The organism is Bacillus sp. TL12 (genome assembly GCF_022625245.1).
In the GTDB taxonomy this organism is placed as follows: domain Bacteria; phylum Bacillota; class Bacilli; order Bacillales; family Bacillaceae_G; genus Bacillus_A.
This window is the reverse complement of record NZ_JAJJBY010000020.1, coordinates 36,538-62,091: the sequence shown is the minus strand read 5'-3', so window position 1 is coordinate 62,091 and position 25,554 is coordinate 36,538. Positions and strand designations below refer to the sequence as shown.

Genomic DNA, 25,554 nt, shown 5'->3' with positions numbered 1-25,554 from the left:
TTTATAAGTAGTCAACAAACTGCTTGCGGAACCTTATATGAAACATTGATCCAATCACAAACAAGATAATCGCGATTCCCCAGAAGTATAATGTATATGGTGACCATATAAAGCTAATATCACCGTGCAATAAGGAAAGCCTATACCCTTCTACTACATAGTAAAATGGGTTTACCTTCATTAAGAATGCAAAAATACCACTCATATGCTCACTTGGTTTCCACAATACTGGTGTTAAATAGAATAACATCCTTGTAATGGATTGAATAAATAAATGTATATCTCTTGAAATAGTAGAGATTGTAGAAGTAATAAAAGCCAATGCAATTAAGAAACAAAAAGTAGAAACTATACAATATATCAATCCAACTATACTAAGAAAACTTAGCCCTTTAATAAATAATATAATAATTATTAACACGGCAAGTAAAATTATGTGTGTATATAATTGCGACAATATGACATACGTTGGAATTACACTTAATGGGAAATTCATCTTAGAAACCGTGCTAAGCTTAGCATAAATAGAATTTGACCCCTGTATAATTGAACCGTTAATAAAAAACCACGGGATAATACCACATATCATCCAAACAAAGAAAGGCACCCCCTCTACAGGTGCTCCACCTCGAATACCTAGACCAAATACTAACCAGTAAACTAAGATTTGTGTTAATGGATTTAAAAATACCCATATAACCCCTAACGTACTTGATGCATATTGTTGCTTAATCTCATACGAAGAAAGTCTTCCCATTAAATATAGATTATCTAATTGTTCACGAAAAACACTCTTTATTGCTTTCATACGGTAACCTCATTTTCCTGTAACACCTTGTATAGATTCCCAAAATGAATAATCTTCATACTACTTTTCGGATTTTCTTTTATACAATTACGAGTATCAAAAAGAAATGGCTGTCTCATTTTAGAAGCTAATTTGTTATAATCCATACCGCTAAACTCACTATGATCTGCTAATACAAGAAGTAAATCGGCTGCTTCCACCGCTTCTTCTGCTGGTAATGTTTTAAAGAAATTCGCTTGAATGTATGGATCATGAATTGCAACCGTGTATCCTTGTTCATGCAGTAAATCTAGAATTTCTAGGGCTGGACTTCCCCTCATATCATCTGTGTTTCCTTTATAAGTCACGCCAAACACAGCAACTTTTGGTTTCTCAATTCCTTTAAGTAATTTTCTAACATTCTCTACAACATAGGGGGGCATAGAAATGTTTGTATCTCGGGACATTTGAATAATATTTGTCAGTTCTGGCGCCTTTGCCACAATAAAATATGGATCAACAGCTAAGCAATGACCTCCTACACCCGGGCCTGGCTGATTTAGGTTTACACGGGGATGTTTGTTTGCCATTTCAATAACATCCAATACATTGATTTCGAGTTTATTACATACCTTTGCTAATTCATTTGACAATGCAATATTAACATCTCGAAACGTATTTTCCATTAACTTAGACATCTCTGCTGTTTTTGCATCTGTCTCAACTATTTCACCTTGTACAAACGTTTCATATACCTTTGCACCCATTCGGGCACAATTGGGCGTTATTCCACCTACAATTCTATTATTAAAAACAATTTCCTCCATAATTTTCCCTGGAAGTACTCTTTCTGGACAATGCACTAAATATATATCTTTACCAACTGTAAAACCAGCCTCTTCAACTAAAGGCTTTACATAATCATCCATACTTCGTGGAGCAATTGTTGATTCTACTATTAATACGTTCCCTGGTTTAACGTGAGGAAGAATTTTCTTTACTGCCATCAATACACCAGTCAAATCACATGACTTATACTGATCTTCGTAATTTGGAGTTGGAACAGAAACAATAAAAACATCTGCCGCTTCTGGTGTAAGCGAAGCACGTAGCGTCCCTGCATTTACTGCTTCTTTCACAGCCTCTCCAAGTCCCGGCTCTTCAATATGAATTTCTCCTCGGTTTAATTTGTCTACAACACCTGGATTAATATCAACCCCCACTACTTCAGCGCCATGTTTTGCAAACATGGCGGAAGTAGGGAGACCGATATAACCTAGGCCTATTACGCAGATTTTCACAAATCATCGACTCCCACTAGCAAATTTCACAAGTCTATCACAGTTGCGCCCATCATCATATTTAATATAATGCTTCTTATTAATTTTCTTAAGTCGTCTTTGTTTTACTAAATATGATTCCACAGCATGGATTACATCATCTTCTGAATAAGACACATATCCTGGTAATACATTTTTAATATTTTCTTCAGAAATTGGCGTATTATTTTGGAACAAGTAATTAATAATTGGTTTCTCAAGGTATACAAAATCAAAAGAAATACTTGAATAGTCCGTCAACATCATAGAACTTCTTTCAATTAATTCCCTTACATTTGCTTTATTGAAATCATGAATTTCAATATTTGGTGATGTTTTCAAGCTATTTAAGATACCTGAATTATCCTCTTCTAAAAGTTGACACGTTCTTGGATGTAAACATACATCTAGTATAATATTATTTCTTTCTAACGTTTTTATAAACTTACTATTATGCAATAATGATTGAATTGCTGTAAAATACTTACTTTCCATTAATTGCTCTAGATTTTGGATATTTTTACGCCAAGTAAATGTCATCATGATACGTTTTTCTCTCTCTTTATTTTGTAACGTATCAAATCTAGGAAGCCCACAATTCCAAATCTCTTCACTATTGTAGCCAAAATGATTTTTAATTATTTGTGTTTCTAGATTACTACTTGTCAAAATGTAGTCTGCCAAATCTTTATTGGAATGATATACATTCTCTACTCGTCCAGGGAGAATGATACCATGTTGGATAAATACACGTGTAGCTTTTCTTAAATGCTTAATATTAGATGGTAATAGTATATTTACATTGTCACTACTAAATACATATTTAGCATTCATAGAATAAATAATATGTTTTAAACTATAAAACGGAACAACGCGTCCTAGCTTTTTAACCTTAGCATAATCAGGAGATTTTTTATCGATTAAATAGTATACATTTTTGCTAGGATACTTTTCCCTACAATGCTTGAAGAACCAATATCCAGTATCACCTGCAGAATCCCCTAATTTTTCTCCTACTAACCAAATTTCTTTTTTATGAAGCAATAGGTGTGAAATATCTTCTGTTACTACTCCTAAAAAGAGTTTTAATTTCTTAGATTTACTAATATAATTATTGTTTTTAATTTGCTTCATTGAATACTGCTTTTTTCGCATATTAGAAACTACTCTTCTTTTTAAATACTCCCACTTGCTATTAAATTTTTTGTAATTCAAAGCCAACTTACTTCTGGTCTTAACAATAGGAATAACCTCGAATCTTCCCTTGTCACTTTCCATGAAGTAATTATTTGCTTTATAAATGAATTTATTATTCATACCTCCAAGTGCTATACTCTTTTGAACACCTAAAAAGTCAGTCTCAATAAAAAAGTCATATCCACCAGGTTCAATATTTCCATCAAATTGAATGATAACCTCATATCCACCATGACCATACTTAAAACGAGAAGAAGAAAATTTATTATTATATGCATAGTCTGGTGTAAAACGATATTCTATTTCATTTTTTCGATGTTTCATTACAATAGTATGTTTAATGTCTTTTTTATTCGTTATTGAAATATTGTTAAAATAAGCCAAGCCTCTTAAAACCATTTGGTTATCCATAAATTTGATATCAAGTAAACGATTAACTAGTTTAGTAGATTCAAAAACGTGTGTAATATCAACTAAAATCTCTTTCTTCTTATACATGAAAGAAAAATAAAGATTATCGTTACGCTTTAGAGTTTTAAAAGGAAATTGATCTACATAATCATACATCGTAACCTTATTAAGTAATTGAGATAAGGTTATTAGCTCTCCGTATTTTTCAGTAATTAGAAGTGATAATTTAACATAATTCATAATAGAAAAGATTTTTATTTTTTCTTGATCAAAGCCTTTACTAAATAAAGTATCTTTAATTATTTTCAATGCTTGAACTTGCTCATTTTCCGGATAATCGAGAATATTAGCGATATGCTGGTTTGCTTCCAGCATTCTATAATATTGAATATCATTATGGAACTTTTCTAACCTAGCGATAGAAAAAACATTTTTATTGATAATCTTGTCTACCGCCCCCAATGCTATTTGCAAATCTGATAAATTTTTAAGTGTTTTTTGTTGAGTTGTGGACTCATTATCTGTTTCACGTCTACCACGATAATAGTACACGAAATCCTCAATCAAAATCGTCTTTCTAGAATCAAAAAAGCTTTCAACTGCAAATAAGAAATCTTCTCCATATTTAATATGCTTATTAAAACGAGTTCTTTGAATTAATTCTGATTTATAAAATTTAGCACATGAACTTGGGAATAAATATAAAATTGGATTATGTTTAATATGGGTTTCTTTATACCCCTCAATACTACTTTCATATTTATATCTTTCAGCAAACCTTGGATTTACTTTAGAAGACTCAAAGAATGATTCACCTACAAAAGACATCATTTTACCTACAACTAAATCAGCCTGTTGTTCTTCCGCATATGAATACATTTTCTCACAAGCGTCAAGCCCTAAATAATCATCTCCATCTAAAAATGTAATGTATTTTGCATCAGCTAGACTTATACCTACATTTCTTGGTTCTGATGGACTTCCTGTGTTCTCTAAAAATTGATATGTTATATTTGTATGCTTGCTAGCCATATCTCTAATAATATTTTGTGTCTTATCCTTTGATCCGTCATCTACCACTACAACTTGTACATTTTCTAATGTTTGTTTTAGTACAGATTGAATTGCTTCCTCAATGTAGTTTTCAACATTGTAACTTGCAATAACAACTGCAGCGTTGTAAGTATATTCCTTATCTTGATGTAAACTTTGGATTTCTTCTACAAGCTGTTCAATATACTGCTCATTCTTTTTTGCAGGATTTAAAACCTTGATTAAAGATAGATCAGAATAGTTATTTTTTTCAATACTAATTACTTTAGCATTTGGAACATGTTCTTTTAAATATTTGTAATATTGTCTGAGTTGCCCATTCCACGCTCTAATTTCATTGATATTTCTAAATTCTGTGAATTCCCCATCTTTTAAATATTGTTCTGATAGGTACATTTCATGAATAATTACTCTATTAGCAAAGTAAGTATTTAAAAGTTTTATAAACTCATCACATTGTTTTTGCCAAAGGTTAAAATCAACATTCGAAATAACACTAGAACTACCTTTTATCTCTGAGTATAAATTACTATCTTTTAATAGCCAACTATCTAAAATCATAGTATCTTTATATTTTAACAAATTATATCTTTCATCTAATAAATCTATAATAATATAATCTTTTTTTCTTCCTAGCTCTTCGATATCTTTTACAATTCTTTTATTTAGCTCATTAGCTAAAATAACTTGCTTATTATATACTGCTGGTTGTATTAATTTAGGATTAATATTTAACGCTGGAGACATTACACTTATAACAGAACCTAGTGTATAGTCAATATCCACATAAAACTTTTCATTAGAAGTCATACTTAATATCGTGCCTGTTTCATAACCTAAAGAGATTATATTCATTCCACTCACCTTTCTATCCTTGCTTAACCTATAATTTCTCTCATTTGTTTTTCTAACTCTAAATAATATCTATCATTAAAGTGATACGGAAAGCATCCCCATAAATGTTTTGCATCACAGTAAAAATAACTTTTATCTTTTGGTCTAATTACATTTATTCCTTCAAAGTTTTCTTTGAAATATTGATTATAATGAGCCACTACTTTATTGAAATTACAAATATATTCTTGATTTTCAAACAAATGCATCTGACCGTCTTTAAAATAAGAATTTACCATTTGAACATCATTTAAAATAATTTGCTCTGGACGAAAATACCTTTTCAGTTCCTCGATAAATCTAAGGCAATTTTCTTCCCAAACCTTTGTTAAAGTTGAATCAAATCGGTCTAATACTGTAGCATTAAATTCGTTTTGTAAATTTGATTCCCTATATTCCCAACTCCTTGTAAGATACGTATCGTTATATTTTAAAATATCAAACCGCTCTTCCATGAAATCTATTACTAAATAATCGACTTTCTTAGCTATTTCTTTTAAATCCTTCACAAAAGTTTTATCTAAATCTCTATATAACGACTTTCTTCTAAAGTTACTAGTCAAAGATATCTGTTCTTCTTTATAGGGTAATGATTTCGCTATTAAACTAATAACGCTACTTCTAGCATAATAGTCTATTATTTCATATTTCGGATACCCCTTATGTTCCTCATATACTCTAAAAATATCTCTAGAATCACAGCTACCCAATATGAACATTTTTACCTTTGAATAGGGATTACTATATTGTTCTCGTTTCATAGTAAGGTTATTACACAGGATGTCATGCAAACATTCGTAATAACTAGTACTTAACAGATGCGGTCTTAATAAATATTTATGGTTAGCATCTGCATAGTTCTGATCTATATTTATAACATTAATCCCTTCAAAATTTTCTTTAAAAAATTCATATTTCCCCTTTAAAATTTTATTAAGTTTTCTAATCTCTTCTACATTAGAAAACTCTAATAATCCCCCGTCTTTTTTGTACTTTTCTGCTAAATACATTTCATGAAGGATAATCTTTTTATTAGAAATTAGCTTTTTTAACTCATCTATTAATAATAAGCATGTACTATACCATTCTTCATTAAGCTCATTTGGATAAATTTCATTATCTTTTAAAACTTTCATTAATGAACTATTTTGAACATCATAATTTAAAGTAATAAAACTTCCATCTTCCTTTACCGAACTATACATTTCATCCAAAAAATCTATAATGATATAGTCACTCTCTTTTGCCTTTTGAGATAACCGTTTAAAATATCCTTTTTGCAATTGTTCTAATGCATAGCGATTTAATTCTACTGTAGTTTGCTGCTGTAATCCTTTGATTGGTTTAGACATTAAACTCATTACATTTGTTTTATATATACTATCAATTAAAGATATACCTGGCTTGTTACATAAATCGAATAACAACTGACTTCCTGTTCCAATAGTAATAACTTTCATAATTTTTTTTCCTCTAATCTAGATATTTTTTTTAATATTGCCTCACAATGTAAACGTGTATCTTGTACTAAGTATTTTTTTCTTTTACTTTGGAAGGTGCAAAATGAATTTTCCTCATTAAAATATTGTAATGTGCTTTGAAGAACCATATCTAAATCCATCACCACAGGACCAAATAAATCTTGCTTATGGTCAATCGGCCCTTCATTATAATGCCTAGAATAAAACTCATCATAATCAAACTGATAGAAAATAACGGGTTTATTCATATAAGCAAAATCAAACGAAACAGTAGAATAATCTGTAATTAATAATCGATGTCTTTTTAATAGACTTTGTACTGTTTCTTCCCCTTGCTTAACAACTTTAATTTTTTCATGAAATACAGGCATTTCTGCACCAAATTTTTGAGTCTGGTAATGCGGAAAAAACGTCAATGTCAAATCTTGTTCTTCTAATATTTGATGAAGTTGTTTACTTTGTAAAAATGATATATATGTTTTCCAATACTTAGATTCCATTAATTGTTCTTTCGTTTTAATCCAGCTTCTCCAAGTTGGCATGAGTAAAATTTCATTTCCTTTACTCTCATCTTGCAATGCATCCCAGCGTGCAAGTCCCGTTACAATCACTTCGTCTTCTGCATAACCAAATTCTTTTACAATATGATCCTTTTCAAATTGGGAAGATACAACAAACAAAGAATATCCCATCCTGTTTTTATTTAATACATGATTTACTCGGCTTACGCCTATTACTCCATGTTGAATAAAGATTTTCTTATTTTGCTGCCATTCTGGATAGTACTTTAAAATATGTTTATAAGCATCTGTATACATATTTGCTGTTTCCGAATAACTGTTAATTGTCTTATTACAAACCAGCAAATAGAATGTATGTTTAAAACTCCCAAACTGAATAATATTACCTAGTTCTTTAATGTTTTGATAATCATTACATTGCTTATCAATAATATAAAAGATCGGAATCTCAGGATGTTCTTTTCGAATATAACTAAACAAGTGATACGAGTTGTCTTGTGCCGTATCCTGCCTTTCACCAATTAACCATATTTTCTTTTTACGAAAATATGAACCGAACAATTTATAGGCCATGATTGCAAAGAATGTTGTATAATTCTTTCGTTTAAATAAACCTATATCATAGCGCATTGCGCGTTTTATTTCGCGATATTTATTCATTATTCGCTGTCTATAATTACACTTACGAATGTGAATGGTAGCTTCACTATTTTTATATAGCATTCTAATTTCTAATGGATTTATATTTTGATGCTTTGTATTATTGCGTAACTGTGCTAATAGAACCTTCATTGGTTCTTCAACAACAGTATTCCCTATGCTGAGGCGTATAGATATTTTCCATTCTCCCTCTTCTAACAAATCTTTCACATTGACTTCTATTGTTTCAAACCCCGCATCATTATAATCAATTGTATTGTTAGAAAATAGATATGTTATATCGGTACGTAAGGAGCTTTTTAGTTGAATTATTTTAGTAGTTCCTTTTTTACGAAATACCAATTCTTTTTTTATTCTCTTTGTCGACATATTTTCAATAAAGGCATATCCACTAAGTGTTAGAATTTCTTTACGAAGTTTTATACCCTCGATTCGATGATTCAATATTAACTTACTGACTCGCAACAACGCCTTATATTGAGGGAAGAATTGGTAAAGATAATAATAATAATAATATTGTTCATTTTCATAAACATGTTCTTTACAAATCGATTCATCTTGAATAATAACTAGTAACTTTTCTAATGATACACAGTCATTCTGCTTAATCATTTCTGTCACTAATTGATCACGTATATTTAAATTCTCTGTAATATTTGAAACGCATACGTTTGATAAAAATTCATTTCCCAGCTGAATAACTTGAGAGAGCTGTTCTTTTGAAAAGCTCGAACCTTTTAAAATAATAGAATCAACAAAGAATTTCCATTGTCTTCTCTCAATGAACTGAATATACGAGGTTTTCTGAAGCGTCTCATACAAATTTGTCAGCTTTTTTTGTAATGTAACTAGTTGTTTAAAAAATGAAATGCGTGCTTGCTTAGAAAGATTATTCCCGCCATCTAGCACTCTATAATTAAGAAAAGGAATATCTTTTACAGCGACCTTTTCTGCCACAAGTAAACACCTTTGTGTAAATAATAGATCTTCCCCTACCCATAAATCTTCATCAAAATAGGCCTTATGTTGTCTACACAACTCTCTTTTGAAGATTTTATTGCTAGCAGATGGAGTAAAATGTAATTCTGGGTTCGTTGTAATTTGTCTGATAACCGGCAGCTTTTTATCCAATACTTTTTTCATATATGAAAGCGGCCAACGTCTATACTCATTAAAACAAGTAATATTTGCGATGGCCATATCTGCTTTTTCCTGATTGGCCAGCTCCCATAACTTTTGATACGCTGTTGGATCGACATAATCGTCCGCATCTAAGAATGTAACATATTCCCCTTTCGCTTGTTGAAGCCCAACATTTCGCGCAGCACTTACCCCTGTATTCTTCTGCGTATAGACGGTTAAATGATTATGTTGTTTTTCATACTGCTGTAAAACTGTCACACTACTATCCGTTGATCCATCATCTACAACAATAATCTCAATGTTCTTCAATGTTTGGTCGATAACAGATTCCAGACACTGTTCTAAATACTGTTCTTTATTATAATTCGTAATTACAACACTTAATTTCGTCTCTATCAACAATCATCAACCCCATTTTCTAAACCGTACAATAACGTAAAGAATAGAAGAGCACCTTCTATATCTTTACGTTATTGCAAACTCTTATATATATCTACGAAAATCTTTTTTTCATTTTCCCAATTATAATTTTCACGTGCGGTAAAACAATTTCGTCTCATTTTTTCACGTTCTTCTGGATGATTAAGTAAATAGTTCACACCTTCAGCAATAGAAGCTGGATCATGCGAATCTACACAAATGCCTGTATATTCTTTTTCTACAACCCTTTGAATTTCAGGAAAACTACAAGCAATAACAGGTACTCCGCTCATCATGTACTCAAATAATTTATTAGATGAGGCTGAATAATGATTAAAGCAAACATTATTTAACACCTGAAAACCTAGATAAGCATTTTTAGTATAGTGTAGTAATTCATTGACAGGTACCTTTGGCATAAATTTTACCTTGTTTTCTAACCCTAATTCCATGACCATTTTTTGCAAGTCAGGTTTAATACGTCCATCACCAATAAATACAACAGTCCCCCTTTTAAACATCGGCACTGCTTGTATTAATTTATCTAATCCTCTTCCTGTTTGAATACCACCTTGATATAAAAGTATTGGCTCTCCTACTGGAAGGCCTAACATTTTATGCAAATTAACCGAATCGTTTTGTTCTGGTTGCGTAACGAAAGGATAATTATGGATGACTTTTGGATAAAATCCATACAAATCCTCTGCATATTTTGCACGTGTATGATTTTCCATAATCATTACATCAGTATATTTTAAATAGAATTTTTCCATAATCCCATAAATTTTACTGTTATATCCTGTACGACTTGTCTGCACTTCATGTGAATCATAAATTAGTTTTTTCTTTCTAAATACTTTTGCACACAACCATCCTTGTGGCAACGTATTCAGGTCATTGGAATGATATAAATCATATTTCTTTTTCAAACCATTTTTCACCATTTGACTCAAAATATATGAACGAATAATTAAAGTTCTTATTTTTTTTGCGGAAAATAAAATGGCAAATAACAATAAAACTGATGTAACTATCGGAAACTTCCATAATGCAAAAGCAGCACCTGCAGCAAATAGTAACTTTGTAATCACATTTTTCATAGCAAACTGCTTCACACGATTGACTGCCCCAAACACTTTCTGTAAAGGCAGAAGGCGATTATTTACACGTGTAACTGTAAATCCTTCTTTTCGCATTTCCCACTTCGGCAGGTCACGTTGTTTCCAATCATGAATACATATTAAATCTACTTCATATCCAGCTTCAGCTAATGCAGTACATTCTCTTAAAACACGTGCATCATTTGTGAAGTGGTTCCATACGAACATACAAACTTTCTGCTGTGACATCCTGTTCCTCCATTAAGCTAGTTAGTACTTTGATGTTGTTTTTCCACCTTAAATGTTGAAAAGCATAACCGTGTCCATTCTTTCCTTTCCTTCTTCTCACCACTTCGTTTTCAGCTAAAGTTAAAATATGTTTTCCTAATTCTTCAACTGTACGATCATGTGAGATAATGCCACACTCTGCTTCTGTAATAACTTTCTTTGCATAGCCAGACACGTCTCCAACAATAGGTTTCTGCATACACATATAGTCAATTATTTTTCCTGGTAATACTGTTTGAAATACTTTTTCATCTACTAAGCTAACATACGCAATATGCGCCTTCGCAACTTCTTTCAAAGTGGCACTACGACTTTTTGCCTTAACAATTTCTATGTTAGAAAGGCTTTTTCTCTTAATAACTTCTGCTACTTCATAGCTTTTAAATCCATAACCAATAATTTTGAATTTAATATGCTTGTAATTCTCCAAATGCTCTGCAACGTCAATTAATTTTCTAATATCTTGCGCTAAGCCAATGTTCCCCGTATAAATCACTGTAATGTCCTCTTGCTTCTTATCGTCCATTTCCAGCTGATGTGTTACCATCTTTAATTCTTTCTCTGTTAGTGAATTGGGCATAAAAGATATAATATTCCTTGGAATTCCTTTCAACTCGATATATGGAATAAATCCTTCACTATTTACAATAATTTGATCCGCTGAACGATATAAAAACTTCTCTAAACCGTAAGCAATAGATAACACAAAACGATTTGAGAAAACTCCTACCCCTAACAAAGATTCCGGCCATAAGTCTCGAACATCTAAAATAAGATTAGCCTTTAACCTTTTTTTCGCGAATATACCTGCTAAGCCTATAAAAATAGGGGGTGTTGAAACAAATACATAATCATATTTTTCTTTCATTCCAAAGATAACCATAATAAACCGAAAAGTAATTTCTAAATATAAAAGTAGTCTTCTAATCATGTTATTCGTATACTTTCGTGTTTTCGGCTTAACACGAATTATTTTTTCATTGTCTAAGAACTCCTCATCCCAAAACTCCTGGTTCTTATATAAATTTTGATTTGGATATCGAGGATCCGTTGTAAGAATCGTGACATCATATCCTTCTTCAGTTAGTTCTGAATATATATTTTTAATACGATTCGCAGCACTCCCAATTTCTGGATAGAAATTTTGCGCCACTATCAAAACTTTCTTCATCTTTTCCCCCTTTTCTCCCCGCACCAACTATATACTCTATTCCTAATTAGAAAAATTTGTTAATTTTGTTAATTATATACCGAAAATAATTTGAATCAAATTCACAAACTTAACTTAAAGTTTACAAAGTTAATTTGAAATTTACAAATACTAGAATATCATTAAATCTGACAAATTTGAACTATTATGTCTAATAAATCTACTATTTTTCGACTTAAATAATCCACTTTCTACATTCCTGCATACTAAAATAAAAAAAATAATGGATCATAATGTCGAGACATATCGACTAATTGGATCCATTATTTTCATATTTAAGCTTAATTGCTATTCAAAAATAATCATAACAAAAAATTGTATTTCTAGGGGTATTTCATACGCAACAGAAATATTTTCCAAATAAAATAAAGAGGCCTCCAAAATATGTTACTTCTGGATAACCTCTTCAAATGGTTTTCTATAACTACTTCAACAAACGCTTCGGCAATTTATCAATATTCTCTAACATAATGCCTGTACCAACAGCAACACAATGCATTGGGTTTTCAGCAATTAGTACTGGTACTTTTAATTCTTCTGCTAGAAGCATGTCGATACCGTGTAGTAATGCGCCGCCGCCTGTTAGGATAACGCCGCGGTCAATGATGTCTGCAGATAGTTCTGGTGGCGTACGTTCTAATACACCTTTTGCAGCTTGTACAATGATAGAAGCGTTTTCTTTTAATGCTTCTGTAATTTCTTCTGAACATACTGTGATTGTACGTGGTAAGCCCGTTACCATGTCACGTCCCCGAATTTCAAGTTCTTCACTACGTGCACCTGGGAATACTGTACCGACTTTAATTTTAATGTCTTCTGATGTACGTTCCCCGATTAATAGCTTGTACTTGCGTTTAATATAGTTTAAGATTTCCATATCAAACTTGTCGCCGGCCATTTTGATAGAGGAGGAGGTAACAATATCACCCATTGAAAGTACGGCAATATCTGTTGTACCTCCGCCAATATCAACAACCATATTTCCGCTTGGTTGGAAGATTTCCATACCAGCACCAACAGCAGCTACTTTTGGTTCTTCTTCTAAGAATACTGTTTTACCACCTGAACGTTCAGCGGCTTCACGAATTGCTTTTTGTTCGACAGATGTGATGTTTGTTGGACAACAAATTAAAATGCGAGGTTTTGAAAAGAAGCTCTTCACGTCCAGTTTGTTAATGAAATACTTTAACATTGCTTCTGTAATTTCGAAATCTGCAATTACACCATCTTTAAGCGGACGAATCGCTACAATATTACCAGGTGTACGTCCTACCATACTTCTTGCCTCTTCACCTACCGCTAATACTTTTCCAGTATTGCGATCAATTGCTACAACAGACGGTTCGTTTAAAACGATCCCTTTACCCTTTACATGAATTAATACGTTAGCCGTGCCTAGGTCAATTCCGATATCTCTCGCAAACATTCCTGCTTTTTCCTCCTTGATATTCAAAATCAGGTTGTACCCGAATTCTTTTACACCTAATTCCTGATTTTATCATAATTTTAACGGAAACGTAATATTTGAAAAAATAATTCTTCTGAAAAATGTTCCGTAATGATCAAGGAATGTTTGCCGTATACTGAATTATTGCCGCACGATTTTTTCTATATCTTCTTTTCGATACTTTTGCTTCGTCGCTTCCCCGCCTCTTAGGTGACGAATCGACTTATGATAATCAAGAATTTCTTTCACTTCATTTGCGAGCTCTGCATTAATTTCTGGTAAGCGCTCTGTCAAATCTTTATGAACTGTACTTTTTGATACCCCAAACTCTTTCGCAATTACACGAACTGTTTTTCTTGTCTCCACGATATACTTGCCAATCTTGATAGTTCTCTCTTTGATGTAATCGTGCACACCACTCGCCTCCCTAAATTGGATGTGAGAAGTGTGAAATGAGACTCGCTGCATATGACTAAGAAGTAAATTCGAGTGCTGTTTGTAAGCGTTAAACATTCTGGAATTTATAATGAAATGATTCACGATTTCTCACCTCAAACACTCTCTTTGCATTGGTTTATACCATTGTATTGCCCACATTACTGATATATGCTATAAGTTCGGTATTTTTGCGGACTAAGTTAAGAAAAATTACAATTTTGTGTGAGAAACTATAAAAAAAGAGTGCATAAGAATGATTTCCCAATCATCTCTATACACTCCTTCACTTACAAACATTATTTAATTAACGCTATCTTATTTTTTTACTTCCTCATACTTACCTGAAACTATATCAGCAAATATATCCATATTCATTTGTGGATTCATTACAAAGCTGTTAACTTCCAAGGGTTTACTATCTGGTCTAGCATAACCAGCATTTGTAGTAAATGCTAAATGAAAACCTAATTCTTTTAATAACTTAATTGAATTCTCATCATACGCTCCAAACGGGTAGCAAAAATATTTTGTATTTAAAGCATTTTTACTTAATTCAATATCTTTTTTTACATCAGCGATTGGTTTAGTTACAAAATCAACCTTTCCCTTACTAATTTCATTATGAAGATTATGTGAATGACTCCCAAATTCAAAAGTATCTTTCATCTTCTTAATATCCAATTTGCTAAGAAACTGTAATTGTTTCGCATCAAACTTTTCTTCTTCATTTTTTAATTTAGATGTAATTGGGAATGACGCTGCATGCATTTTATATTTTTTTAGAATTGGATATGCATACACATAATTTGATTTCCAACCATCATCAAAAATGATTAAAACACTTTTATCAGGTAATTTTTTCTTATGTTTTACAAATCCCTCAAATTCTTCTAATGTCAATGTTTTATAACCATTATCGGCTAAATATTTCATTTGTTTTTCAAATGTTTCTACCGATAAAATTGAATCCATATTCTTAAATTTCGGATTTTCATTTTTTTCTTTTTCTTTAAGTAAATGATGGTACATCAAAACAGGTACTTTCTCTTCTTTAGTACCTTTGCTAAAAACAGCAAATACGATTCCACCAATCAACACAATTGCTGCAGCGATAAAAAGAAACAGCTTTTTTGAATTCTTACTCTCTCTAGCTTTCAATCTAAAACTCCTCCTCAAACACAACAAAAAAACGCAGTACTTTCAACATCATACTGCACCTCAAGATTGCTTTTTTATGTAAAAAAAATCACAATTAACATTATACGTGTAAAAATTAGAAATTCCAATAGTTGTATAAAAAGAAAAACACCCCTGCTTTAGGAGCGTCATTCTTCTTGATCACATTCTTCTTCTAACAATTGATGGTGGGGAACTTCTTTCTTACTAGCGATGTAATAATATAAAGTAAATAAAATGAACAACAAAATAAGAGCAATCGACAGAACAAATAAAAACGACATAGAATCCCCTCCTTTTCTTAATATATATTCGAGAATTCTGTCCAATTTCCTTGTTATTGCTATATTTCCTCGAAAAATCAATCATTTTTATATAATAATAAAAAAATCAGTTCCCCTAGTGAGAACTGATTTTTTCATTTTATTATTCTTGTGTAGAAGAAGAGTCGCTAGATGATTCCGTAGAACCATTTGTTGATTTTTCTTCTTTTTGCTGCTTTTCGTCAGCTGGGCTATTTGTTGATTTCTCTTCTTTTTGCTGTTTTTCATCAGCCGAGCTATTTGTCGATTTCTCTTCTTTTTGCTGCTTTTCGTCAGTTGAACCGCTTGTTGATTTCTCTTCTTTTTTACCTTTTTCATCAGCTGAAGTTGATTTTTCTTCTTTTTGTGATTTTTCTTCCGTTTTACCATTTGTTGCTTTTTCATCAACAGAGCCATTTGTCGCTTTCGCTGCTCCTGCCTCTGCTTTTACATCTGTTGCAAGTTTGTTAAGGTAACGCTCTGGATTAACAGCTACATTATCTTTACGTACTTCAAAGTGTACATGGGAACCTGCTTCCTTATTCATTGCGCTTAAACCGGATTTTCCTAATACTTCACCTTGTGCAACCTTTGCACCTTTTTCTACTTTTACACTGCCTAAGCTTTGATAAGTTGTTGCAAGACCATTTCCGTTATCAACTGTTATTACATAACCGAGAAGCGAATCTTTTTCCGCTTTTGTTACTGTACCGCTTAAAGCAGCTGTAACATCGAATTCCTTCCCGTTTTTCGCAGCAATATCAATTCCTTTGTTAGGAGAATATGTGTTGTTATAAAAGACAAGTGCTTGTTCTTGCTCCTCCTCTGTTGCTGCATCCTCATAAAACTTCTTATTCACAACAACATCTACATTCTTTGCAACTGGCATTTTCACAACTTCTGAAGATTTTGTTACAGGTACTGCTGGATTGTCCGTTTGACCATACGGCGTTGCTTGCTCTTTATTAGGCGCTTTCTTTGGATTCGCTGCCTGGAACCATAGAGCAACTGACAAGATTACCGCTGCACATGCAATATATAGTGCAGGAAATACCCACCGTTTTTGAAATAAATGAACTACCTTCCGCGACTTTTTATTATTCCTTCCTCGCATTCTATCATCACCTCAGCAATCATTTTGAACAATATTCATTCATCCTATACAACCTATAACTAATTACTTTTCGACAAAATCTGTAAAAATATGTATAGGAATTGCAAAATTTCCGAGGAAATGATAGAAAAAAGAAAAAACTGAGCGGATTGGCTCAGTTTTTTAGTCTAGTTGTTTCTTTTTGTAGACGAAGAGGCAAACAATAATTGAAATGACTAACCAAATAGAGACATTGATTAGATCTGCCGCAAATGCAGAGAAGCCTTTCCCCTCTACAATACTTACGAACGCTTCAAAAATATGATTAGTCGGTAAATACGATAGTATGTTTTTCAAAATGTCATTTTTTATAACATTACTTAAAACTGGAGTCATGAGCAAAACCATTGCAACCGGTGATGCAATAACAGAAACTTGCACTAAATTTTTAGCTAAAAGAGCAATAATTGTCCCAAATATGATAAACACTAATGTTCCTAATAACATTAACAGAAACATGAACAACATATTCCCTTGTAAAACATCTAATATAAATAAATTAAGAAAACTTATAGCAAACGTTAAAACAATGATTGGTAGTGCTTTTCCAATAATGATTTCAAATGGAGAGGCAGGAGATAGCATAAGCACTCGTAACGTATGTTTCTCCTTCTCTTCCGCAATAAGAGTTGCCTGTGAGATTGTTGTAACCATACATAATATCATGACAATTACAAAGCCTCCCATAAACTCCTTCCCTTGTCCCATTTGCTTATAAAACAACGCCAATCCAAGTGGTAAAATCGCCATTAATAATATTTGTGCGTTATTCTTCAAATCCTGTACCTCTTTCCGTAAAATCGCCGATACACGTCTCATTGAAAATGTCATTATAATCCCCTCCCAGTTACTTCAATAAAGATATCCCCTAAAGTTGGCTCATGCGAATGAATGGATAAAAGCTCACCTTTTCTCATCCATTCTGAAATCCGTTTTGCTCCTAACTCATCTTTTTGCACTGTTTCTTTTTTCTTATTTGTTAAAACCACTTCAATTTTGTCTTTCGCATATTGAAGTCTTAAGTTCTCCGGTGTATCAAGCGCCACAATTTCTCCGCCGCATAAGAAAGCAATACGGTCACAAAGCGTCTCTGCTTCATCCATGTTGTGCGTCGTTAAGAAAATAGTTGTTCCTTCTCTATTTAAGTCTTTTAAGATGTTATGAATGTTTTGGACGTTTACTGGATCAAGCGCTGATGTTGGTTCATCTAAGAAGAGGATATCTGGTTTATGCAGAATTGCTCGTGCTAGTGTAACGCGCTGCTTCATCCCTTTTGATAATTTCTTAACTGGTGTTTTTTTATCATCTAATAAATTCACTTGCGATAGCACTTCATCAATTCGTTCTTTTGGACAATCGTATAAATCGCAAAATAATAGTAAGTTATCATAAATGCTAAGCCTTTCATATAAGCCGCTGTTATCTGTTAAAATACCGATTCGTTTATAATCAATGCTGCCTGGTCCTATAATATCTTTTCCTAGTACCCTTACTCTTCCCACACTATGAAGCAATTGGGAAGTTAAAATTTTCACTGTTGTTGTTTTCCCTGATCCACTCGGCCCAAGAAACCCGAAGATTTCTCCTTGCTTCACCTCAATATTTACATTTCGAAGTGCTGCTTTTTCATGAAAGGTTTTCATTACATCCTTCATTTCGATTGCCAATGTCATTTCGTCATCCCCTTTGTTTTTCTTTTATAGATAAAGTTGGCTTTAGCGACTCGTTTGTCGCCTCCACTTGTTGTGTTCGCTTTTCTTGATTCAATCATATGAAAAACAAAGAGGTTACGCAGTAAAATACCGGTAAAAGGAGTATTTTTACCGGTGAATGAATCCTATTTTCAGCTTAATGAAACATAATTTATAGTCCAATCACGCCTTTTAATTCATCCATTCGACCTTTCGAAAGTGGAATTGAACTTTTTCGTTCATCATCCAAAATTAAGCTAAAGCTATTACGAGTCCAGGTGATTACTTCTCGTACTCGCTGTAAGTTAACAAGGTAAGAACGATGACATCTGAAGAATCCGAATCCTTTTAACCTTTCTTCTAACTCACTTAATGTTAACGCGCATACAAAGTCTCCTTCGCGAACATGAATATGCGTCGTCCCATTTTGCGTTTCAATAAAATGAATTTCCATTGGATCAAGCAAAATGATTTTATCGTTCACTTTCGCCGGAATTCTTTCAAGCTTCATTTGCGGAATCATTTGAACGACGTTTTCTGAATCTATCTCTTCCTCTTCTTCCTGCTCGATTTCTACTTTTTTAACGCCATCTGGATTTAATATATACACATCTTCTGTTAAAGAAAGTGCATCTGATAAAAAGAATGATGTAATAAAGATTGCCTTCCCTTGTTCTTTCATCTTCATAATTGCTTTTCGAATGATAATTGTGCTCTCTATATCTACATTTTGTTCCGGCTCTTCTAAAATAATTAAATCTGGATTATGAATCATGACCCGACCAATATGAAGACGGCGTTTTTCAGAAAAGGATAGCTTTTCGATTTTAACGCTCATTTTATCTAGTAAACCAACATACTGGGCAATTTCTTCTATGCTAATATTCGAGTCATACAATCCGGATAAAAAAGCGAAATATTCTTTCACTTTCAAGCGATTGTACGCTTCATCTTTTAAAAAGCAAAAACCAATACGCGAGTAAACTTGCTTTTGAATCGGCTCCCCATCAAATAAGACGCTTCCTGTCGACGCCTCTTCTTCACCGATTATAATGCGGTGCAAAATTTTCGCCGTATGATTGTTACATTGCAGCACAACACATTGCCCTTTTTCAATTTCGAGCTGAATCGTTTGCAACTGGTTCGTCTTCCCCAATTGTTTTAGCTCCAATAACGCCATGCTTTTTCCTCCAGGTGAGTTTTTTATCTTATTATACCAAACAATTAATGGAAAATTATGATATTTATTCCGAAAATAAAAAGGAGCTAATTTAGCTCCTTTTTGATCAGTTTATATAATGTATTTTATCGAGGTACCGATATGCTACTCCAAACGAGCGGCACACTAAAACAATTTACTTCTGCTTCACCATATAACTTTTCAGCTGATCACGAAGCGCCCTTTTCAGGAATTTCCCGACGGATGTTTTTGGAATCTCTTCCACGAATAAAATGTCATCCGGCATCCACCATTTCGGGAACTGGTCTTCTAATAATGCATAGAGCTCTTCTTGTTCTACTGCTTGTCCTTCTTTTAAGACAACGCAGGCAACAGGACGTTCTTGCCACTTCTCATGCGGAACGGCAACGACAGATGCTTCTAGTACTTTATCATGTGCCATTAAAGCATTTTCTAAATCAACGGAGGAAATCCATTCGCCGCCGCTTTTAATTAAGTCTTTCGTCCGGTCGGCAATTTTGATAAACCCTTCAGGATCGACTGTGACAATATCCCCAGTATGGAGCCAACCGTCTTTCATCGATTCTTCTGTGCGTTCGTCTTTATAATAACTACCGGCAATCCATGGTCCGCGTAGGCACAACTCTCCCATTTCTTCACCGTCCCACTTAATCTCCCCTTCTTGACCAATCACCTTCATTTCAAGACCTGGGAATAAGTAACCTTGTCGGGAGCGTAACTCGTAATATTCTTCTTTCGGTAAATCACGCTGATATGATTTTGGACAGTTAATGACAACAGCTGGGCTCGTTTCGGTCATTCCATATATTTGTCTAAAAGCAATTCCGTAGTTCTCCTCATATGTGCGAATCATACTTCTCGGTGCTGCTGATCCACCTGACCAAATCGTACGAATACTACTAATATCATACGGGTACTTTTCAAGTTCCTGTAATAGACCAATCCAAATTGTTGGTACACCAGCAGTAATTGTCACCTTCTCACGTTCAATAAGCTGTGCCAAAATTTCTGGTGTAAAGTGCGGTCCTGGTAAAACGAGTTTTGTACCGAACCATGTACCAGCAAAAGGAAGTCCCCACGCATTAACATGGAACATCGGAACAACTGGCATACAAGTGTCTACTTCTGATATATTCCCGCCGTCCACAAGTCCGAGCGTATAACTATGAAGTGCAATACTACGGTGTGTATAGACAACGCCTTTCGGTTTTCCTGTCGTTGCGGAAGTGTAGCACATACCTGCAGGTTCTTTTTCATCTAATTCTTTTATGAATGGGAATGTCTCATCACCGTCTTCGAGTAGTTTGTCGTAATGATATACTGGTAATAATGTTGTGTGAGGTAGTTCGTGATCATCTGTCATAATAATAAATGCTTTCACATGAGGAATTTCGTGTTGAATACTCTCTAATACAGGAACCATATCTTCATCAACGAGGATGATTTTATCTTCGGCGTGGTTAATGATATAAGAAATGTGATCTGCTGAAAGCCTTAAGTTAATCGTATGTAACACCGCTCCAAGTCCTGGAATCGCAAAATATGCTTCCAAATGGCGGTGATGGTTCCAAGCGATTGTCCCCACTTTATCTCCCTTTTCAATTCCCATTTTACTTAATACACTAGCTAATCGCCTTGTCCGCTTCGCAACCATTCCGTATGTTAATGTTTGAATACGCGATGCAGTACGCGAAACGACTTCCTTTTTTGAAAAGTACTTCTCTGCTCTCTCCATCATTGCTGGAATGAGGAGTGGTACATCCATCATCATATTTCATGCCCCCTGTAATTATTTTACATATACCTCTGTATTATAACACAGCACAACTAGACAAAAGCCGGTAACATTTCTTTCGTTTTCTACAAAAAATGACATCTTATTATCTAACTTTCTTCCCTTCAAAAAACAAGGAGATATCCAAAAGTAGCTGAATAGCTACTTTTGGATATCTCCCTCTTTCGACTTGAACTACCTTAATAATTGTGTATTAAAATCCTAATCTCCTCTACTATACGTAAACACATCCACAAGCAATATTTTACCGCATGAATTATTTATTACTTGATTTATAATTCATTATGCAAAATTGCATTTTAAAACACATTGATAAAATCGAAAACGCTTACTATAATCAAAGTATCAAGATTTTAAATATTTTAATATTCCAACAAACAGGAGGTAATCGTATGGAAATCGCAATGGCTGTATTAAAGTTTATCGGTGGCGTAATCCCATTAGTACAAGAACTTTTAAAAGCACTAATGTAGTTTAATGACCCTGCAATTATTTGTATGAACAAAATTCAGTAAAGAAAAAAGTCCATCTAGTATGATGGACTTGGTACTACGTCTTATTTTAGTTCCTCGCCATTAACTTTCCTTCATAGTCGTTTAGCGTTTTAATTTCGATACCTTTATAGTAATGAGCAACAATATCTGTATACCCTTTCCCCTCTTTCGCCATTCCATTGGCACCATACTGACTCATGCCAACGCCATGACCGAAACCTTTCGTTGTAACAACAATATTCTGCCCTTGCTGTTTCCACGTAAAGTCTGAAGAACGTAAATCTAATTTTTCCCGCACTTCTTTTCCTGTTAACGTTTTCCCTTGAAACTCTACATCCTTCACCCTTTTTCCTTCTGTACGTTCTTTAATGTTACCGACTTTTCCGTTTTCCAGCACCTTTACGCCAAGACGCTTTTGAAAATCAGCTACAGTAAAAGTTTGCTCCCTCGCAAATTTCGGAGAAGCTTGATCCCAAGGACTGTCTACACTTTTCAAATATGGTAAGTCCTTTCCCCAGTAGTCTGCAGCGTTTTCCGTATAACCATTGCTTGTTGAGAAGAACTGCGCTGTAATTGGATTCCCTTCGTACGTTAAAACTTGTCCGGCTGTTTTAGACACAGCCTCTTCAATCTTCTTCAAATTCTTCTCATAATCCTTGCCCCATGTCTTCTTCAACTCTTCTTTACTTTTATACACTTGATCACGAACCGTATCTGTCACATCTGCATTATTTTTCTTACTTCCGCTTAACATACGCTGCACAATAAACGTCCTCGCCGCCAATGCCTGCGCCTTTAATGCTTCTACTTCAAAGCTCGCATTCATCTCAGAGGCTACTACACCTGTAACATACTCTTCCATCGGCATTGTTTCTATCTTCTTTTGCTGATTACGATATACAGCAACTTGCACAGCGGTATGTACCTTTTTAGGAGCTGGCACATTTTGCACGGCTGGAGGATTTTTGGGCGGCTGACCGACCTTCTCTTTCGCATACGGAATAACAAGTACGGTCGGTACAATAATGACGAGCGCCACTAAGAGCGCCATTGTAATGAAAAGTGGCTTTGATATTTTCATCTTTTTCCCCCGATATGAAATTGGACTCATTTCATTCTTATGGAGAATAGCGAACTTTTAGAACAAACACGGGGACCTCTTCTCAAACAAATGAATTTTCCAAATATTTTTGAAGAAATAGGCATAAGTCACGAATTTTTTGACTATAACAGTAATAGAAAAAAAATCGCCCCTATGTCCAAAGACATAGAGACGATTTCAATTAAGCGTGAAGATCAGAAATTTGTTGTTCTTTCACTTCTTCTACTTTTTCGTTTACACGTTCAATTGTTGCACCTAATGCAGCTAGTTTCTCATGGAAGTTTACATATCCACGATCAAGGTGTTTTAATTCTGTTACACGTGTGTAACCGTCTGATACTAAACCAGCTAGAATTAATGCTGCTGCAGCACGTAAGTCAGTCGCTGCTACTTCTGCACCTTGTAAGTTATTAGGTCCATTCATAATAACAGAACGGCCTTCAATTTTGATGTCTGCGTTCATACGACGGAATTCTTCAACATGCATGAAGCGGTTTTCAAATACCGTTTCTGTGATCATGCTCGTTCCATCAGCATGTAATAACAATGCCATCATTTGTGATTGCATGTCTGTTGGGAAACCAGGATGAGGCATTGTTTTAATATCAACGGCTTTTAGTTTACTTGGGCCGATAACACGTACACCTTCATTTTCCTCGATAACCTTAACACCCATTTCTTCCATCTTCGCTGTAATAGAGCGTAAATGTTCTGGTACAGCATTTTCAATTAAGATGTCTCCACCAGTAATTGCTGCTGCAACCATAAATGTTCCTGCTTCAATGCGGTCAGGAATAATAGAATGGTGTGCACCATATAATTTATCAACGCCTTCGATACGAATCGTTCCAGTTCCAGCTCCGCGTACTTTCGCTCCCATTGCATTTAAGAAGTTAGCTAAGTCAACGATTTCTGGTTCTTTCGCTGCGTTTTCCAGGATTGTTGTCCCTTTTGCTAATGTAGCAGCAGACATAATGTTTTCTGTTGCACCTACGCTTGGGAAGTCTAAGTAAATTTTCGCGCCTTGCAATTGTCCATCTACATAAGCTTCAACAAATCCATTACCAACTTTTACTTTCGCTCCCATTGCTTCAAAGCCTTTTAAATGTTGGTCAATTGGACGTGAACCAATTGCACATCCACCAGGAAGTGCAATACGAGCACGACCATTACGTGCTAATAGTGGTCCCATTACTTGAACGGACGCACGCATTTTTCGTACATATTCAAATGGTGCTTCAATATTTAAATCCTTTGAAGCATCGATTGTTACTTGGTTATTTTCAAATACGACTTCAGCATTTAAATGACGTAATACCTCATTAATTGTGTATACATCAGACAAAACTGGTACTTCAGATAGTACATTCTTTCCATCACTCGCTAATAGGGCTGCAGCGATTATTGGTAATACAGCATTTTTCGCGCCCTCAACACGCACTGTGCCGTTCAACCGCTTTCCGCCACGGACGATGATTTTTTCCAATTTATTCCCCTCCGTGTCCTTTTTTCAATATCTATTCAATACTCAGAAGTTATGATCGGTGTGCCAACCACAATTGTATCTTTGTTGTCTGTAGAACGTATTGCTATTTGCACATTGATTTTCTCTCTATTTGTTGAAAGAGCGTCATTCCACTTTTTATTATATGCCGAGACTGACACAAATGCTCTTTCTTCTATCTCTTCGATCGCTCTTGCTGAAAGATCTTTCAAAACCTGATTGGTTTTATTTTGCAAAACACCTTCAATCTTATCATTCAGTACACCTTGAACACAAGTGTAAATTGTAGGTTTTGTACTAAAAATTTTATCCATTTTTTGAATATTTTTAGGGTCCCATTTCGACCCACTTACTTCAAAGATAATAAAAGTGTTTTCTTTAGTATTTTTCTTACTCCAAGTTACTACTATTCGTTCTTCATGGGAAGAAAATTTTTGGTATGCTGTTGCTTTATATCCGTCATGAGATTGTTCTAATTCCCATTTCTGAATATTCGCTTTTTCTTTCACTTCATTTAACAATTTTTGAAACGTATGTATAGTAGGAATGGTTTTGGTTTCTCGTGCTAACCATGACCACCGCTCTATCTCTGTTCCATTGTTTTCAAGAGCCGCGATCATACTCTCCATCTTCTCTTCGTCACTTACGGGCTTTATCTGTTTATACCCGACCAAGAATACGACAATACTTACGACAACAATAAGAATTGTTTTCAAACTTTTCAAGTTTCATCCCCTCCTATCCCCATTGTTAACGGAGATATGAGG

Annotated in this window: 20 protein-coding genes; 1 reads left to right on the top strand and 19 read right to left on the bottom strand. The window is 34.0% G+C overall.

Annotated features, from left to right (window positions below):
* Position 1: 1 nt before the first annotated feature.
* The 16 genes from LOK41_RS17990 to LOK41_RS17915 form a co-directional block, all read right to left on the bottom strand.
* Positions 2 to 808: an ABC transporter permease gene (locus LOK41_RS17990; RefSeq protein WP_174100439.1), complete on the bottom strand. Its 807-nt coding sequence runs from the start codon at positions 806 to 808 to the stop codon at positions 2 to 4.
* Complete coding sequence (locus tag LOK41_RS17985; RefSeq protein ID WP_241817686.1) at positions 805 to 2,088, bottom strand: nucleotide sugar dehydrogenase; 1,284 nt, start codon at positions 2,086 to 2,088, stop codon at positions 805 to 807. Before LOK41_RS17985 ends, LOK41_RS17990 begins: the two co-directional genes overlap by 4 nt.
* Before the next feature lie 3 nt (positions 2,089 to 2,091).
* Positions 2,092 to 5,622: a bifunctional glycosyltransferase/CDP-glycerol:glycerophosphate glycerophosphotransferase gene (locus LOK41_RS17980; protein ID WP_241817685.1), complete on the bottom strand. Its 3,531-nt coding sequence runs from the start codon at positions 5,620 to 5,622 to the stop codon at positions 2,092 to 2,094.
* A 23-nt stretch (positions 5,623 to 5,645) separates the two neighbouring features.
* Positions 5,646 to 7,121, bottom strand: a complete 1,476-nt coding sequence (locus LOK41_RS17975; RefSeq protein ID WP_241817684.1) for a DUF6270 domain-containing protein — start codon at positions 7,119 to 7,121, stop codon at positions 5,646 to 5,648.
* Complete coding sequence (locus tag LOK41_RS17970; RefSeq protein WP_241817683.1) at positions 7,118 to 9,865, bottom strand: glycosyltransferase; 2,748 nt, start codon at positions 9,863 to 9,865, stop codon at positions 7,118 to 7,120. Before LOK41_RS17970 ends, LOK41_RS17975 begins: the two co-directional genes overlap by 4 nt.
* A gap of 71 nt (positions 9,866 to 9,936) precedes the next feature.
* On the bottom strand, positions 9,937 to 11,235 hold the full coding sequence (locus LOK41_RS17965; protein WP_241817682.1) for a glycosyltransferase: 1,299 nt from the start codon (positions 11,233 to 11,235) through the stop codon (positions 9,937 to 9,939).
* Entirely contained in the window at positions 11,186 to 12,445 is a 1,260-nt protein-coding gene (locus LOK41_RS17960) for a glycosyltransferase family 4 protein (protein ID WP_241817681.1), read from the bottom strand. The genes LOK41_RS17965 and LOK41_RS17960 overlap by 50 nt, the downstream gene beginning before the upstream one ends.
* Before the next feature lie 463 nt (positions 12,446 to 12,908).
* On the bottom strand, positions 12,909 to 13,910 hold the full coding sequence (gene mreB, locus LOK41_RS17955) for a rod shape-determining protein (protein ID WP_174100446.1): 1,002 nt from the start codon (positions 13,908 to 13,910) through the stop codon (positions 12,909 to 12,911).
* A gap of 162 nt (positions 13,911 to 14,072) precedes the next feature.
* Positions 14,073 to 14,345, bottom strand: a complete 273-nt coding sequence (gene spoIIID, locus LOK41_RS17950) for a sporulation transcriptional regulator SpoIIID (RefSeq protein ID WP_174100447.1) — start codon at positions 14,343 to 14,345, stop codon at positions 14,073 to 14,075.
* Between the two features lie 339 nt (positions 14,346 to 14,684).
* The gene (locus tag LOK41_RS17945) at positions 14,685 to 15,527 is read right to left on the bottom strand and encodes a polysaccharide deacetylase family protein (RefSeq protein ID WP_241817680.1); all 843 of its coding nucleotides are present in this window, start codon (positions 15,525 to 15,527) and stop codon (positions 14,685 to 14,687) included.
* A 167-nt stretch (positions 15,528 to 15,694) separates the two neighbouring features.
* Positions 15,695 to 15,829, bottom strand: a complete 135-nt coding sequence (locus tag LOK41_RS17940; protein WP_174100448.1) for an ABC transporter ATP-binding protein — start codon at positions 15,827 to 15,829, stop codon at positions 15,695 to 15,697.
* 142 nt (positions 15,830 to 15,971) lie between these two features.
* On the bottom strand, positions 15,972 to 16,961 hold the full coding sequence (gene spoIIQ, locus LOK41_RS17935; RefSeq protein WP_241817679.1) for a stage II sporulation protein SpoIIQ: 990 nt from the start codon (positions 16,959 to 16,961) through the stop codon (positions 15,972 to 15,974).
* A 162-nt stretch (positions 16,962 to 17,123) separates the two neighbouring features.
* Positions 17,124 to 17,831 (bottom strand): ABC transporter permease, encoded by a 708-nt coding sequence (locus LOK41_RS17930; RefSeq protein ID WP_241817678.1) that lies wholly within the window; start codon positions 17,829 to 17,831, stop codon positions 17,124 to 17,126.
* Positions 17,831 to 18,673, bottom strand: coding sequence for an ABC transporter ATP-binding protein (locus LOK41_RS17925; RefSeq protein WP_241817677.1), 843 nt, complete (start codon positions 18,671 to 18,673; stop codon positions 17,831 to 17,833). Before LOK41_RS17925 ends, LOK41_RS17930 begins: the two co-directional genes overlap by 1 nt.
* A gap of 190 nt (positions 18,674 to 18,863) precedes the next feature.
* Positions 18,864 to 19,871 (bottom strand): LytTR family transcriptional regulator DNA-binding domain-containing protein, encoded by a 1,008-nt coding sequence (locus tag LOK41_RS17920; protein ID WP_241817676.1) that lies wholly within the window; start codon positions 19,869 to 19,871, stop codon positions 18,864 to 18,866.
* Positions 19,872 to 20,046: 175 nt separating this feature from the next.
* Positions 20,047 to 21,663, bottom strand: coding sequence for a long-chain fatty acid--CoA ligase (locus LOK41_RS17915; protein WP_241817675.1), 1,617 nt, complete (start codon positions 21,661 to 21,663; stop codon positions 20,047 to 20,049).
* A 308-nt stretch (positions 21,664 to 21,971) separates the two neighbouring features.
* Here LOK41_RS17915 and LOK41_RS17910 point away from each other — a divergent pair, with 308 nt between their 5' ends.
* Positions 21,972 to 22,160, top strand: a complete 189-nt coding sequence (locus tag LOK41_RS17910; RefSeq protein ID WP_241817674.1) for a hypothetical protein — start codon at positions 21,972 to 21,974, stop codon at positions 22,158 to 22,160.
* An 88-nt stretch (positions 22,161 to 22,248) separates the two neighbouring features.
* On the opposite strand, the gene spoIID is transcribed toward LOK41_RS17910, so the two are convergent.
* The 3 genes from spoIID to LOK41_RS17895 form a co-directional block, all read right to left on the bottom strand.
* A complete protein-coding gene (gene spoIID / locus LOK41_RS17905) occupies positions 22,249 to 23,262 on the bottom strand; it encodes a stage II sporulation protein D (protein WP_241817673.1) in 1,014 nt (337 codons plus the stop codon).
* A 202-nt stretch (positions 23,263 to 23,464) separates the two neighbouring features.
* A complete protein-coding gene (murA, locus tag LOK41_RS17900) occupies positions 23,465 to 24,769 on the bottom strand; it encodes a UDP-N-acetylglucosamine 1-carboxyvinyltransferase (protein ID WP_017153532.1) in 1,305 nt (434 codons plus the stop codon).
* A gap of 35 nt (positions 24,770 to 24,804) precedes the next feature.
* Entirely contained in the window at positions 24,805 to 25,512 is a 708-nt protein-coding gene (locus LOK41_RS17895; RefSeq protein ID WP_241817672.1) for a YwmB family TATA-box binding protein, read from the bottom strand.
* Positions 25,513 to 25,554 lie beyond the last annotated feature (42 nt).